Here is a 14,592-nt window from a genome sequence, read left to right on the forward strand (position 1 = left end):
ATTATCTGGAGGCTTGATTGACTTCCAGCTCATCCTCCAGGAGGCGTACCATCGCCTCCTGGGTGTGATGGAACACTTCATGTAGTTTGCCTATATCCACCTCCAGATCGTTTTTCAGCACCGGGGTGGGTTTCTTCATGATCTCTCGTGCAGTTTCTGCTAACGCGGAGGCTCCTACGTAGCTGGAGTTTCCGCAAAGTGCATGGACATCGTCACGAAAATCGCCCGTTGTGAGCATCGACGCGGCCGCTTCGCGCGTCAGTTTATCCAGCATCGATTTCGTATGGTTCAAGTAGTCATTGGCTACTTTGACTGCAAACTGTTTCTCACCCGCGATCCTGACTAACTCCTCGATGGCGCGACTATCGACATAGGATCGATTTTCCCGCGCGGGGACCTCTGTCAGCTCCGGTGCAGTGAGCATATGCCGCTGGTGACCGCGCGAAGCGAGCTGTTCAATGACTCGCAGCAATACGGTTCGATTAAAGGGTTTGGTCAGGAAGCCATCAGCACCCGCTTCAGAGCATTCCTCCTTTGCCTCCGTGGTTGTATTGGCCGTCAAGACGAGGAACGGCAGATACTTCTTCCCGACGGTCATCATTCGGTACAACTTGATGACCTCAGGTCCCGTACGCTCCGGTAGCTGCATGTCAATCACCGCCACATCGTAGGGATGCCGTTCCAGTTGATCGAGCGCGGCCTCCCCATCACCGACAACGTCAACCGAGTGACCGGACCTTTCAAGGACCAGTCGGGCCACTTCTGCGTTTATCTCGTTGTCGTCCGCGACGAGTATGCGCAACGCGGAACCCGTGGGCATTCGGGAAGAGAAAGAAACAGCCGATGGATTTTCCACTATCGGGTTCAAGCAGGAATGGAGCGCAGTGTAGACGAGAGACTTGTTAAGCGGTCGCGTAACAATAGAGGTGTAACCAGCCATGAACAGTTCGCTGTCGAGCGGTTGTTCACTGGTGCGAAGTAACATGAGCAGCGGGAGTGCGCTAGCGGTGGCGTCGCGTTTGCTCTCATAGGCGTGTGCGAATGCCACAGGATTGGGCAGCATGCGTTCGTCGATAACCAGAACGCCAACCCCCTGCCAATTGATCGATACGGCATCGTTATCCACTGGTAACGCCATCAGCTGGTCCCAGTTCATGGACCAAGATTCCAGCCACTGCCCCAGGACGGAACACAGTTCTGCATCTTTGGAGCACAACAATATCTTGTCGTCCGAAAACCGGGTTGATCGGGTCTCCTCGGCCTTGGTTCCGTGCGAGCTCTCCAGGGGAATCGTCAAGGTGAACGTCGTTCCCTGTGATTCTGTGGACTCGAGAGTCAACGTGCCACCCATCGCCTCAGCCAGTTCTCTGGAAATCGTGGTTCCCAATCCGGTACCGCCATAGAGGCGACCGGTCGAGTCGGCGGCTTGGGTAAATGATTCGAATATTAGTTTTTTCTTCTCTTCCGGCACTCCTATGCCGGTATCCCGTACTTCGAACGCGGTCAGCATCCCGTTATCGGTCTCGCCAACTGAACGAACGACAATGTCCACCTGGCCATTGTCGGTAAATTTCACCGCGTTGCTTACAAGATTGATTAGCACCTGGCGCAGGTGCAGCTCATCGGCCACTACCTGATAGGGAACGCTTGCATCGAAACGGGCATTGACCCTCAAACCCTTGTCTCTGGCCATCGGTTCAAATGTACGGACGACGCCACGGACCAGATCGTGCAGATCAAACCCGACTTTCTCAACGACAACCTTCCCTGCCTCGATTTTCTCGAAATCGAGTATCTGGTCGATGATCGATAGCAGGTGCTTGGCGGATCTTTGGATGGTTCCAACAAAACTTCTTTGCTGCTGATCCAATGCGGTATCACCCAACAGCGATGCCACCCCGATGACGCCGTTCATCGGGGTGCGGATTTCATGACTCATGTGCGCCAGGAACTGACTTTTGGCGCGATTCGCCTGCTCTGCGTAGGTGCGCGCCTGCTCAGCGTCGGTTGTGGCTTTGGTCAGGCGCAAGATCAGCATGCCGAAATAGAGCGGCAGTACCAACAGACCCGCCCATAACCCGAACGAGAGTTCGGGGATGTTAGACCAGAAGGGTGAATAGATCGCTACGATGCCAAAACCGAGCATCGCGAGTGAAGCGGAAATCGTCAGATAGACATTACCGTAACGCAGACCGTTCCCTACGATGACCCAGAGATACATGATCCAGATCGGGGAGGTCATCCCGCCGTATACATACAGTATCGATGAGATCCAGAACATGTCGTTTACAGAACCGAGCACGCGGCGCGACGGGCTGGGTGCCGGCTTCCACAAAACGCTAGCGACGATCACAAATGAGCAGACGAAAAACGTCGCGAACATCGTAATCCCGGTCTTGACGCCCGCGAATCCTTCCTCCGAGAAAAGCGCGTAAGCCAACACGTAAACAAAGGCCGCGGCCCCCATGACCACACGGGTGACGGCCTGTTCCAACTCGGTATCTTTGCGTTGGCGTACCCGCTCCAGCCAAACCGTTCTTTGATCAGCACTCATCGAGAAAGATATCCTTCTGAGATCAGAACTTGCGGCCTGTCAATACAACGCACGTTGCCATCGAGGGACGGATTGCAAAGGCCTTGCCGCGGTTTCGCACCGGTGTTTGTCGACGATGGGGCAGTGTCCGGTCCATGCTGGGATGCACCATTCCGATACCACACCCAAACTTTGCTCTCGGAATGGCAAAGCACGACGTTACTACCCCTTAAGCGTATACGAATCTACCGGTAAGTGTTCCCATAAAGCTTGCTAACCCATTGTGTGAAAAAGAATTACTGCCTTTTTGTAAGGATGTTCCGGTGCCTCGGACGAACAAGCATGAAATCTTATCGACACAGAATCACAAATATTTAGCCCAAGTTTTTCGAAACAAACTTTGACCTGATGCCCAATCTGGGGGATCGAGGCATCAGGGCACGGCTTCAGGGGGTAAAAAGGCAGCCGCTCGGGGCACTAAATCGTGCCGGGGAGAGGTGCCGGGGGTGGCTGGCCAGGTGCCAGGCGGGACCCGGCTTTACGGCAGCCGAACGCTCATCAGAGCCTTGACCGACCAATGCCCTGCTGTAAAAGGCCCCAGGTCGAGTGTTCGCGTACCAATTCGGACGCGCTTCGCGTCCCGAAAAGTAACGCCTCCCTGGCGGCCTGGGATGGCGGTGCGTTTCCCAGGGCGATTGCGATGTTCCTTAACCACCTTTCATGCCCGATCCGGCGTATGGGATTACCCTCGGTGTTACGTAAAAACTCTTCTTCGGTCCAGCGGAACAGGGTTGTCAGCCTGGGGCTCCCCAGTTCGCTTCGCGACACGAAATTCGCCTCCGCGCCGAGTTTGGCGAATCGATTCCAAGGACATACGAGTTGGCAGTCGTCACAGCCATATATTCGGTTGCCTATCGCGGGTCTGAATTCCTCGGCTATCGATCCGGGGTGTTCAATCGTTAAATAGGAGATGCAACGTCGGGCATCCAATTGATACGGAGCTACTATCGCCTGGGTAGGGCAGACATCGATGCATGCACTGCAGGAGCCACAGTGGTTTTTCGCGGGAGAATCGGGTTTCAGGGGCAGGTCTGTGTAGATTTCGCCGAGGAAGAAGAACGAACCATCCTCTTTGTCGATGATGTTGGTATGTTTGCCAACCCACCCAAGACCTGCTTTTTGAGCGATCGGCTTTTCCATGACCGGGGCACTGTCGACAAAGACACGATAACTGAACGGGCCGATTATCGATTCAATTTTCGTTGCGAGCTTTTGCAGACGTTTGCGCAAAACTTTATGGTAGTCACGTCCCAGGGCATAGCGCGAGATATATCCGGACTCTCTTTGGCACAGTGCTTGTTCGGCCGCGGCAACCGATTCCGGCAGATAGTCCATTCTGACGCTGATCACGCACAGTGTGCCGGGAACGAGTTCCGCCGGCCGCACCCTTTTCATCCCATGCTTCGACATGTAGTGCATTTCACCGTGATAGCCGGCCCGCAGCCAGTTCTGCAGTTGTGGCTCTTGTTTGTGAAGATCGATGTCGGAAATGCCGAGCCGCTGAAAACCAAGCTCTCCCGCCCAACGATGGATGGAATCGCTGAGTTCCTCAATGTTGAAAAGCTGTTCTTCTGGCATAGTGACGCGGATTCTACAGGCTGCTGGATTCGCGATGGAGTTTCGCGGTATTTTGCCACTGTTTTATAGCCGCCTCAGCCTCTGAGCATGAATGCTTCCGCCGCCAACGTTGTCATGAATGAGATCCGCGGGCTTCCGACCGCTTTATACCGCGCTGCGCAGGTGCGCGAGTTAGATCGACTCGCTATAGAGAAGTGGGGTGAACCGGGTATCGATTTGATGAATCGCGCCGGTCATGCGGCGTTCGCTGCATTGCAGAAGCGCTGGCCGTCGATTCAACGCATTGTGGTGGTATGCGGAAGTGGAAACAACGCTGGGGACGGCTATGTCGTCGCCAGATTGGCCAGGGAGGCGGGGCTCATTGCCGCTGTCTATCGCCCCAAGGGGGTTGGCGACCCGCACGGTGACGGATTGCGGGCCTACAATGCCTGGCTTGCTTGCGGCGGAACCGTGGGTGAGTTCAAGGCGGGGGCGCTCGCGACGCCCTGCGTCGTCGTCGATGGTTTGTTGGGAACCGGCCTGGAGCGCGACGTAACTGGTGAGTTTGCGGCCGTAATCGAGGCGATCAACCAATCGAGTCGTCCCGTGCTGGCACTGGACGTACCTTCGGGTCTGAACGCCGATTCGGGTATGCCGATGGGCATTGCTGTTCGGGCTGAGATGACGGTGACGTTCGTGGGCTTGAAAAGGGGTTTATTCACCGGGCTCGCGCAAGATTACACAGGTTCCGTAAGGTTTGATTCGCTGGGGATTCCGCAAGAGGTCTACCAAGCGTTCGATCCCGATGCCATGCGCCTGAGCCAGGAGGAAATTCGCGCTGCACTGACACCTCGGGCAAGAAGCAGCCACAAGGGCGACAATGGTCACGTGCTGGTGATTGGCGGTGAGCGCGGCATGTTGGGAGCAGCGCGCCTGGCCGCATCGGGGGCGGCGCGCATAGGTGCTGGACTAGTGAGCGTGGCCACCCGGGAATCACATGCCGGCCTGGTGACCTTGACGCAGCCCGAGCTTATGTCCCACGGGATAGAAGAACCTGCCGCACTCGAGAAACTGCTTGAAAGAGCCTCAGTTGTAGCGATTGGGCCAGGATTGGGGCGCAGCGACTGGGCTCGCTCTCTGCTGGATTGCGTGCTTTTGTCTGAGCAGCGCCTGGTGATTGATGCCGATGCTTTGAATCTTCTGGCACATCGGCCACATGTGAATGAACGCTGGATACTGACCCCCCACCCGGGAGAGGCTGCGCGCTTGCTCGACTGCTCCATTGCAGAGGTTCAATCCGACCGTTTCGGCAGTGCACGGCGATTGCAGTCGCGGTATGGAGGTGTGGCAGTGCTGAAAGGGGCGGGCAGCATAATCGCCGACGCGGGTGAGATACCCGGTCTTTGCACGCTCGGCAATCCCGGTATGGGCAGCGGTGGGATGGGTGATGTGCTGACCGGGGTGATAGCCGGTCTCCTGGCGCAAGGATTAAGCAGCGTCCAGGCCGCGAGGGTTGGCGTCTATCTGCATGCGCAAGCCGCTGATGCCGCAGCCCGTGATGGGGAGCGCGGTCTGCTGGCCACGGACCTCCTGCCGCACTTGCGACGTCTCGCCAATCCGGCGCCAAGATAATGGAGTGGGGGTGTGTACTGTCCGAGGAGCAAGATACCCGGCGGTTGGGCGCGCTGCTGGCGGAGTGTTGCGCGACGGGCCTGGTCATCTTTTTGGTGGGCGCCCTGGGCACGGGGAAAACGACACTGACACGCGGTTTTTTGCGGGGGCTCGGCTATGGGGGCGCGGTTAAAAGCCCAACCTACACATTGATTGAACCCTACGCAGTGGCTGGAAGGCGGGTCATACATCTTGACCTTTACAGAGTCGCCGACGCCGAAGAGCTGGAGCATCTCGGTCTGCGAGATTTGCTCGATTCAGAGGCGTTGGTATTAATCGAGTGGCCCGAAAAAGGTGCGGGTTTTCTTCCTGCCGCCGACCTTCAAATCCGACTTGATTATGTGAGCGGTGGGCGTGAGGCACATCTGCACGCGTTTACCCAGCGAGGAGTACGGGTGATTGATGGTCTGAGACAACAATGGACCGACGTGAACGCATAAGCTAGAAAACTTCTAGAAAAGATGGCTATCTTACCGTTTTATCAGGAAAAACTTGTTTTTGTACTAGTTCTATGCCATAACATTCATAAAGAACCGACCGGTGCGCCGGCATGAAAAGAGCCCTGATCCTACTGTTATTCTCCCTTTGGCCTGTTCTGGGACAGGCGCAAACGGCGCGCGTCGACGGCATTCGGCTTTGGGCCGCTCCCGACAACACCCGAATTGTTTTTGATATAGATGGACCCGTGGATCACGCGTTGTTCCCGTTGCGCGAACCCGATCGCATTGTCGTCGATCTGAAAAATGCTCGATTAAACACCAACATACCGATTCCCGAAGCGGCATCCCCCCTGTTACGCGCCGTGCGTCATTCGTCGCGCAATGGCGACGATTTGCGGGTGGTGTTCGATTTGGCCGGTCCTGTGCGACCCAAAAGTTTTCTGCTCAAACCCAACGAAAAGTACGGTCATCGATTGGTGATCGACCTGTACGATGCGCAGGGCGACGCCGCCAAGCCCAAGGTGCTGGTGGCCGAACCGCAGGCAGGGCAGGGGCCGCGAGCGATCGTCGTCGCCATCGATGCCGGGCATGGAGGCGAGGATCCGGGTGCCATAGGACGCCGGGGGACCCGGGAGAAGGACGCGGTTTTTCAGATCGCCATGCGCTTGGAGCGGCAGATCAGACAAGAGTACGGTATGCGGGCGGTCATGATTCGCGAAGGTGACTATTATGTCGGCCTCAAAGATCGCTACGCCAAAGCGCGAGACGCCAAGGCCGATCTCTTCGTTTCTATACACGCCGATGGATTCAACGATCATCGGGCACATGGTTCGTCCGTTTATGTGCTGTCGGAGAGGGGCGCGACCACCGCCGCTGCCGCATTCCTGGCCGAGCAGGAGAACGCCGCAGACCGCATCGGCGGGGTAAGTCTGGAGGACAAGGATGACCTGTTGAAAACGGTGCTGCTCGATCTATCCCAGGCGGCGACCATTGAGGATAGCCTTGAAGTCGCCGAGCATGTCCACAACAACCTCGCCAAGGTGGGGCGTATGCATTCACGACGTGTGCAGCAGGCCGGCTTCGCAGTTCTCAAATCACCCGATGTTCCGTCGATTCTGGTGGAGACCGCGTTCATCACCAATCCCACGGAAGAGAACAATCTGCGCAATCCTCAACACCAGGAGAAGGTGGCACGGGCCATTATGCGGGGCATCCGCGCTTATTTTGCGGATAAACCGCCTCCCGGAACGCTTCTCGCGCACAACAAGCATGTGATACGTCACGGCGAGACGCTCTCCGGAATCGCCCGGCGCTATCAGGTCAGCCTGCATAGCCTGCGGCAGATCAATGGCCTGGGCGACGATACGCTCTCGGTGGGTGCGGTACTGCGTATCCCGCGTGAGCTGGTCACTATGACCAACTGAGCAGCGGTCGGTACAATGGCGGTCTACCGCCAATCGTACCGGACGCATGCGCATACACCAGCTTTCCCCTCAACTTGTCAACCAAATCGCCGCCGGCGAGGTGATCGAGCGCCCGGCATCGGTCGTCAAAGAGTTGCTGGAGAACAGTTTGGATGCGGGCGCGACGCGGATCGAAATCGAGGTCGAGCAGGGGGGCGTGGCATTGATTCGCATCCGTGACAACGGTTGTGGCATACACCCTGACGATCTGGTGCTCGCGCTGAGTCCGCATGCGACCAGTAAGATTCGCAGCCTCGATGAGTTGGAGCGGGTTGCCAGTCTTGGCTTTCGTGGTGAGGCGCTGGCCAGCATCGCCTCGATCGCACAGCTGCGCCTGGCCTCACGAGCGCACGATGCCGATCGGGGTTGGGAGATCTCCTTCGATGCGAACCATCGGGTCTCGGCTCCCCAACCGGCTGCGCTAACGACAGGTACCGTGGTCGAGGTGCGCGAGCTCTTTTACAACACCCCCGCACGACGCAAATTTCTGCGTACGGAGAAAACCGAGTTTTCCCATATCGACACCGTCACGCGCCGCCTGGCCATGAGCCACTGCGGAGTTGGTATCACGCTACGTCACAATGGGAGGGTCGTGCTTCAAATGCAACCCGCCACGCAGATACAAGACCGGGAACAACGGGTTGCTGATCTGCTCAACCCGGAGTTTCTTGCCCATTCGGTGACCATCGATCATGAGGGTGCGGGTTTTCATCTGTGGGGATGGATTGGGCTACCCGGCTTTTCACGCTCGCAGGCAGACATGCAGTATTTCTTTGTGAACGGCCGTACGGTGCGCGATCGTCTTGTTACCCATGCGGTACGTCAGGCCTACCATGATGTTCTCTATCATGGGCGGCATCCCGCCTATTTGCTTTACCTCGAGATGAATCCGGCGGCAGTGGATGTAAACGTCCACCCCGCCAAACACGAGGTACGTTTTCGTCAATCGAATCTGGTGCACGATTTTCTTTTTACGACGATCCATGGGGCATTGCGTGGTGTTCGCCCGGCAGATTCGACGCCGAGTACCACACAGTCGGATGTCGCTGGACAGCGGGGAAGTGCACCGGCTCGATCGATCGTCCAGCAGAGCATGCCTCTGCAGCTACGCGACCATGCGGCTCTTTACACAGCATTGCAAGCGACAGAGACCGCGGTAACGCCGCCACCAAACCAAGAACCGGGAGCCGATGGGCTTCCTCCTCTTGGCTTGGCATTGGCGCAACTTCACGGCGTCTACATCCTGGCGCAAAACGACAGCGGCCTGGTGATGGTGGACATGCACGCCGCACATGAGCGAATCACTTATGAAAGGCTCAAAGAGGAGTGGCAGACGGATTCCGTGATTACCCAGCCTTTGTTGGTGCCGGAGCAGTTGCGTGTATCGCGCAGCGAAGCCGATCTCGCCGAAGAGAGCGCGAGTCTGTTTTGCAAGGTAGGCCTGGAGGTGGATCGCACCGGCCCGGAAGCGCTGGTGGTCAGGCGGGTACCAGCCCTGCTCAACAGGAGTGATGCGGGGAGTCTGGTGCGGGATGTCCTGTCTGATGTGGCCGAGCATGGACGCAGTACCCGCGTCGAAGAAACGGTGAATCGCCTGTTTGCAACGATGGCCTGTCACGGCTCGGTGCGCGCGAATCGGCGTCTGAGCATCGAAGAGATGAATGCGCTGCTTCGCGACATGGAGCGCACCGCTATGAGCGGCCAGTGCAATCACGGCAGACCGACGTGGACTCAACTCTCGTTGACAGAGTTGGATCGCCTGTTCCTGCGGGGGCGGTAACCGTTTCCGTGACTGAGCCTCCCCTTGATTCACCACAGTGCGACCGCCCGGTGATATTTCTGATGGGGGCTACCGCGACTGGTAAGACCGATCTGGCAGTGGAATTGGTACGCAGATTGCCCTGTCAGATCATCAGCGTCGACTCAGCCATGGTTTACCGCGGCATGAACATAGGCACGGCCAAACCGGAAGCCGAGGTGCTGGCGGAAGCTCCGCATCGCCTGATTGATATTCGCGACCCCGCCGAGACTTACTCGGCAGCGGAGTTCCGGGCCGATGCGCTGCGCGAAATTGCAGACATCCATTCCGCTGGAGCCATTCCTTTGCTCGTTGGCGGAACGATGCTCTATTTCAGGGCGCTGAGTAATGGATTGGCTGAGATGCCGCCCGCCGATCCGCAGATACGCCGCCACCTGGAAGACGAGGCCGCCCGATTGGGCTGGGCCGCTTTGCATCAGCGTCTCGCAAGAGTTGACGCTCCGTCCGCTCGGCGCATCCATCCCAACGATCCACAACGCATCCAGCGCGCATTGGAGGTCTACGAAGTGACGGGCAGAGCCCTCTCTGATTGGCATCAGGACACGCCTGACACGCCTCTGACCTGCCCCATCAGGCAAGTGGTTTTGGAAACCGAATCGCGCGCGCGCCTCCATCAGCGCATCGAACAACGTTTTGAAAACATGCTGAATCGGGGATTCATCGATGAGGTCGCGGCCCTTAGGGAGCGCGGTGATCTGGGTCTTGACAAGCCGGCACTGCGGGCGGTGGGCTATCGCCAGGTGTGGGAATACCTGGAAGGTGCATTGTCGCTGGCAGAGCTGCGACAAAGGGGTGTCATAGCCACCCGCCAGCTCGCCAAACGGCAGATGACCTGGATTCGAGGGCTCAAAAGGGGCGAACGATTTGAATGCGTCGATCCCCGCCTCGCCTATAAGGTATTGAAATGGCTTGAATCCGGGCTCACACTTGGGTGAGCGGACCATAACCGGAGGCGGTGGGGGTCGTCCACCAGTGCAAAATACTGAGAGTGGCTCGTGTGTCCGCGAAAACGCAAGGGGCGGGCGGCGCTCAGGGGGCGGGGTGGTTGCTATGATACAATGGCGTCGCCGTGCTTGCCTGGCAGAGTGGGTTGTCCTGGTCAGCCCCCCGGAAACTAAACTAGGGACCAACGCCGTATCGGGCAACAACAACAATTCAAGGAGATGACAATGTCCAAGGGGCAGTCGCTACAAGACCCTTTTTTGAACACTTTGCGCAAAGAGCGCGTACCCGTTTCGATCTACCTGGTCAACGGCATAAAATTGCAGGGTCAGATCGAATCCTTCGACCAGTTTGTGGTCCTACTGAAGAATAGTGTTAGCCAGATGGTCTACAAGCATGCCATTTCGACTGTTGTTCCAGCCCGAAATATCAAGGTGCAGGGGACTGAGGATACTGAACTCGGTAATGCCTGATCCTGATACTGATTACCGGGGCGTTTGATTGTTCGAACGCCCCCGTAGCGGAGAACGCGCAGTTCTGGTCCATGTCAATGTGGGGGGCAGCGCGCATCCCGAGCAACTCGAGGAATTCCGAGAACTGGCGCGCTCAGCGGGTGCGCTGGAGGTGGCGGTAATTACCGGGTCGTCCGTTTCGCCGGATGCGAAATACTTCGTCGGCAGCGGCAAAGCCGCGGAAATTCGCGAAAGCGTCGCAGTGCTCGAAGCGGAAGTGGTGCTGTTCAATCACACGCTCTCGCCTGCCCAGGAACGCAATCTCGAGCGCCTGCTCAAGTGCCGCGTGCTGGATCGCACCGGGCTGATACTCGACATTTTTGCGCAGCGCGCCCAATCGTTCGAGGGCAAACTGCAGGTAGAGCTGGCCCAGCTACGTCATACGTCGACTCGCCTGATACGGGGCTGGACACACCTCGAACGTCAGAAGGGCGGTATCGGTCTGCGTGGACCAGGTGAAACCCAGCTCGAGACCGACCGTCGCCTGATCGGTAAGCGAATCAAATTGCTCAACGAGCGGCTGGAGAAGGTGCGCCGTCAGCGTGATCAGGGGCGCCGTGCGCGGCGCAAGGCGGAATTGCCGACAGTGTCACTTGTCGGCTACACCAATGCCGGCAAATCGACGCTGTTCAATCGGTTGACAGGCGCGGCGATTTACGCGGCCGATCAGCTTTTCGCCACGCTCGATTCGACGTTGCGCAGGATCGAGTTGCCCGGGCGCACGCGGGCAGTGCTGGCGGATACCGTGGGGTTTATTCGCGACCTGCCTCACGATCTGGTAGCCGCCTTCCGTTCGACGCTCGAAGAGACGGTTCAGGCTGCGGTGTTGTTGCAGGTGATCGATGCTGCCGATGAGGAGCGTCGCGAACAGATCAGTGAAGTGAATCAGGTCCTCGCCGAAATCGGTGCGGACGAAGTTCCGCAGCTGCAGGTCTACAACAAGATCGACTTGGTCCCCGGCCTGTCAGCGCATGTCGATCGCGCGGAAAACGGCCGCCCGGTACGGGTTTGGGTCTCTGCGCGAACCGGTGAGGGGATGGAACTCCTGTTGAGTGCCATTGCCGAAGTCCTAGGCGAGGATCAGGTGCATCGCACCGTGCGCCTGCCTCCTTCTGCCGCGCGATTGCGCGCGCGGTTGTTCGCACTGGGCACGGTGGTCGACGAGGCGATCAGCGAGAATGGTGATTTGCGGATCGAGTTTCAAATGGGAAAAGGTAATTTTGAGCAGCTCTGCCGGCGCGAAGGATTGCAGCAGACCTGGTTGGAAGGGGCTGCTTGATCCGCTTGCAAGCAGCGCAACAGGAATTCGGAACAGGTGTGCTTTCCTTGCCGTGGCAAGGGGAGCCCAATACAATCGGGCCTCTCGTATGAATGGCCAGATCGTGAACCAGATTGGAGTCTTGCATGGCGTGGAACGAACCCGGTAACGGTGGTAAAGACCCCTGGGGAGGCGGTGGGGGTGAGAAGGGTCCGCCGGACCTGGAAGAGGTCGTACGTAACCTGCAGAACAAACTCGGTGGTTTGTTCGGTGGTGGTCGACGCGGTGGCCGTGGTGGGGGTTCTGGCGGCGGCGGTGGATCATCGTCGGGCGGCGGACCCCTAAGTGCTCTCACCAAGGGCGGTTTCGGCGTTCTCATCACCGTTGCCGTCATTGGCTGGGTGCTCTCTGGCATCTATATCGTCGATGAGGGGCGGCGTGGTGTCGTACTGCGCTTTGGCCAGTACACTGAAACCACCGGACCGGGCCCGCATTGGCATATCCCCTATCCGATCGAAGCCGTGGAGATAGTAGATGTAGAGAAGCGCCGGTTCGTCGAGCTTGGTTATCGCTCCTCAGTAGCTGGCCGCGCCGGGGCGCCGGTACCACGTGAAGCATTGATGCTGACGGAGGATGAAAACATCGTCGACATTCGCATTGCGGTTCAATACCAAATCGCCGATCCCAAGGCCTACCTGTTCAATGTACGTGCCCCCGATGAGACCCTAAAAGAGGCCTCCGAGAGTGCAATCCGCGAAATCATCGGCAAGAGCAAGATGGATTTCGTGCTGACCGAGGGGCGCAGCGCCATCGTGGCGAGTATCCAAAAGCTGCTGCAGGGCATCCTGGATCAGTACAAGACGGGTCTGCAGGTGATCAATGTGAATCTGCAGGATGCACAACCACCCGAAGAGGTGCAGGCCTCCTTCGCGGATGCGATCAAGGCGCGCGAGGACGAGCAACGATTGAAAAACGAGGCGGAAGCATACTCCAATGAAGTGATTCCCAAGGCGCGTGGTGCTGCCGCGCGGCAACTTGAGGAGTCTAACGCCTACAAGGAACAAGTGATCGCTGAAGCCCTGGGTGAAGCTTCACGCTTCGATCAATTGTTGGTGGAGTATCAAAAGGCGCCCAAGGTGACCCGCGAGCGTCTCTACCTCGACTCTATCGAGGCGGTGCTATCACGCTCCAGCAAGGTCATCCTCGATACCAAAGGGACAAACAACCTGACCTATCTTCCGCTGGACAAGATCATCGATAGAGGTGGCGCAACGCGCAGCAGCGGCACATCTGGTACGGGCGGCAGCGGCGATACCAGTCAGGAGGCCGCACCGTTGGATGAATCGCGGTTTCGCGATTCGCAGCGCAGCCGGAGGACACGCTAATGGGTAAGGGACGTTCGGCGGGTATCATCCTGCTACTACTGATTTTTGGTGGGGCGTACTTCGCCACTTTCTTCGTCGACGAGCGTGAACGCGCTGTACTTTTCCGCTTGGGTGAAATCGTACGTACCGACTATCCACCGGGTTTGCACTTCAAAATCCCGATAATCAACCAGGTCCGTAAATTCGATGGCCGCATCCAGACCCTCGATGTGCAGCCCGAACGCTTCCTGACCGCTGAGAAGAAAAACGTCATCGTTGACAGCTTTGTGAAGTGGAAAATTGAGGATGTGTCGCGTTTTTATACTGCGGTGGCCGGTGATACGGTTCAGGCGGGCTTGCGTTTGGAACAGATCATCAAGGATGGTCTGCGCGGCGAGTTCAGCAAGCGCACGATCAACGAGGTGGTCTCAGGCGAGCGCGCCCAGATAATGAGCATCCTCACCAATAATGCCCATCAGGAAGCGCAGCGCATTGGTATTTCGGTAATCGATGTACGCGTGAAACGTATCGATCTGCCGGCTGAGGTCAGCAGTTCGGTCTACCGCCGCATGGAGGCCGAGCGTTCCCGTGTCGCGCGTGACTTCCGCTCCCGCGGTGCAGAGGCAGCCGAACGCATCCGTGCCGATGCAGATCGCCAACGTACCGTCTTGCTTGCCGAGGCGTACCGTGATGCGGAAACAACCCGTGGTGAGGGGGATGCCAAGGCGGCGGAAATCTACGCTAAGGCGTACGGTAAAGATGCCGAATTCTACGCTTTCTATCGCAGCCTCAACTCCTATCGCGCAGTCTTCAGTCAGCAGGGTGACATGCTGGTGCTCGAGCCCGATTCTGACTTTTTCCGCTATTTCCGCGATATAATGGGCAGCCCGCTCAAGAGCAAGTAGCGCGTAAGTCCAGGATTCAACCCGGGCCGGGGATCGGTCAGACGGCGCACGCCGGACGCCGATCCCTC

At 57.8% G+C, this 14,592-nt stretch carries 11 protein-coding genes; 9 read left to right on the plus strand and 2 right to left on the minus strand.

Annotated elements, in window-relative coordinates:
- Window position 1: 1 nt before the first annotated feature.
- Window positions 2-2,554: a response regulator gene (locus DWQ09_12235; GenBank protein KAA3627910.1), complete on the minus strand. Its 2,553-nt coding sequence runs from the start codon at window positions 2,552-2,554 to the stop codon at window positions 2-4.
- 537 nt (window positions 2,555-3,091) lie between these two features.
- Window positions 3,092-4,171 carry a tRNA epoxyqueuosine(34) reductase QueG gene (gene queG, locus DWQ09_12240; protein ID KAA3627911.1) on the minus strand — a complete coding sequence of 360 codons (1,080 nt, stop codon included), beginning with the start codon at window positions 4,169-4,171 and terminating at the stop codon, window positions 3,092-3,094.
- 123 nt (window positions 4,172-4,294) lie between these two features.
- On the opposite strand from queG, the gene DWQ09_12245 reads away from it, so the two are divergent.
- The 9 genes from DWQ09_12245 (at window position 4,295) to hflC (ending at window position 14,524) form a co-directional block, all read left to right on the plus strand.
- Window positions 4,295-5,782, plus strand: coding sequence for an NAD(P)H-hydrate dehydratase (locus tag DWQ09_12245; GenBank protein ID KAA3628028.1), 1,488 nt, complete (start codon window positions 4,295-4,297; stop codon window positions 5,780-5,782).
- Window positions 5,782-6,261 carry a tRNA (adenosine(37)-N6)-threonylcarbamoyltransferase complex ATPase subunit type 1 TsaE gene (locus DWQ09_12250; GenBank protein KAA3627912.1) on the plus strand — a complete coding sequence of 160 codons (480 nt, stop codon included), beginning with the start codon at window positions 5,782-5,784 and terminating at the stop codon, window positions 6,259-6,261. The genes DWQ09_12245 and DWQ09_12250 overlap by 1 nt, the downstream gene beginning before the upstream one ends.
- Before the next feature lie 110 nt (window positions 6,262-6,371).
- Window positions 6,372-7,685: an AMIN domain-containing protein gene (locus tag DWQ09_12255; protein KAA3627913.1), complete on the plus strand. Its 1,314-nt coding sequence runs from the start codon at window positions 6,372-6,374 to the stop codon at window positions 7,683-7,685.
- Window positions 7,686-7,731: 46 nt separating this feature from the next.
- On the plus strand, window positions 7,732-9,504 hold the full coding sequence (gene mutL / locus DWQ09_12260) for a DNA mismatch repair endonuclease MutL (protein ID KAA3627914.1): 1,773 nt from the start codon (window positions 7,732-7,734) through the stop codon (window positions 9,502-9,504).
- Window positions 9,505-9,566: 62 nt separating this feature from the next.
- Window positions 9,567-10,478, plus strand: a complete 912-nt coding sequence (locus tag DWQ09_12265; protein KAA3627915.1) for a tRNA (adenosine(37)-N6)-dimethylallyltransferase MiaA — start codon at window positions 9,567-9,569, stop codon at window positions 10,476-10,478.
- 234 nt (window positions 10,479-10,712) lie between these two features.
- Entirely contained in the window at window positions 10,713-10,958 is a 246-nt protein-coding gene (locus tag DWQ09_12270) for an RNA chaperone Hfq (GenBank protein KAA3627916.1), read from the plus strand.
- Between the two features lie 28 nt (window positions 10,959-10,986).
- Window positions 10,987-12,276, plus strand: a complete 1,290-nt coding sequence (locus DWQ09_12275; GenBank protein KAA3627917.1) for a GTPase HflX — start codon at window positions 10,987-10,989, stop codon at window positions 12,274-12,276.
- A gap of 125 nt (window positions 12,277-12,401) precedes the next feature.
- The gene (hflK, locus tag DWQ09_12280; protein ID KAA3627918.1) at window positions 12,402-13,640 is read left to right on the plus strand and encodes an FtsH protease activity modulator HflK; all 1,239 of its coding nucleotides are present in this window, start codon (window positions 12,402-12,404) and stop codon (window positions 13,638-13,640) included.
- On the plus strand, window positions 13,640-14,524 hold the full coding sequence (hflC, locus tag DWQ09_12285; GenBank protein ID KAA3627919.1) for a protease modulator HflC: 885 nt from the start codon (window positions 13,640-13,642) through the stop codon (window positions 14,522-14,524). The genes hflK and hflC overlap by 1 nt, the downstream gene beginning before the upstream one ends.
- The last annotated feature ends 68 nt before the right edge of the window (window positions 14,525-14,592 follow it).

This window comes from Pseudomonadota bacterium (assembly GCA_008501635.1).
Classification (GTDB): Bacteria; Pseudomonadota; Gammaproteobacteria; order QQUJ01; family QQUJ01; genus QQUJ01.

Coding starts and splice junctions, on each gene's coding strand:
- hflC (KAA3627919.1), top strand. CDS start 13,640: ATGGGTAAGGGACGTTCGGCGGGTATCATCCTGCTACTACTGATTTTT.
- DWQ09_12255 (KAA3627913.1), top strand. CDS start 6,372: ATGAAAAGAGCCCTGATCCTACTGTTATTCTCCCTTTGGCCTGTTCTG.
- mutL (KAA3627914.1), top strand. CDS start 7,732: ATGCGCATACACCAGCTTTCCCCTCAACTTGTCAACCAAATCGCCGCC.
- hflK (KAA3627918.1), top strand. CDS start 12,402: ATGGCGTGGAACGAACCCGGTAACGGTGGTAAAGACCCCTGGGGAGGC.
- DWQ09_12235 (KAA3627910.1), bottom strand. CDS start 2,554: ATGAGTGCTGATCAAAGAACGGTTTGGCTGGAGCGGGTACGCCAACGC.
- queG (KAA3627911.1), bottom strand. CDS start 4,171: ATGCCAGAAGAACAGCTTTTCAACATTGAGGAACTCAGCGATTCCATC.
- DWQ09_12265 (KAA3627915.1), top strand. CDS start 9,567: ATGGGGGCTACCGCGACTGGTAAGACCGATCTGGCAGTGGAATTGGTA.
- DWQ09_12250 (KAA3627912.1), top strand. CDS start 5,782: ATGGAGTGGGGGTGTGTACTGTCCGAGGAGCAAGATACCCGGCGGTTG.
- DWQ09_12270 (KAA3627916.1), top strand. CDS start 10,713: ATGTCCAAGGGGCAGTCGCTACAAGACCCTTTTTTGAACACTTTGCGC.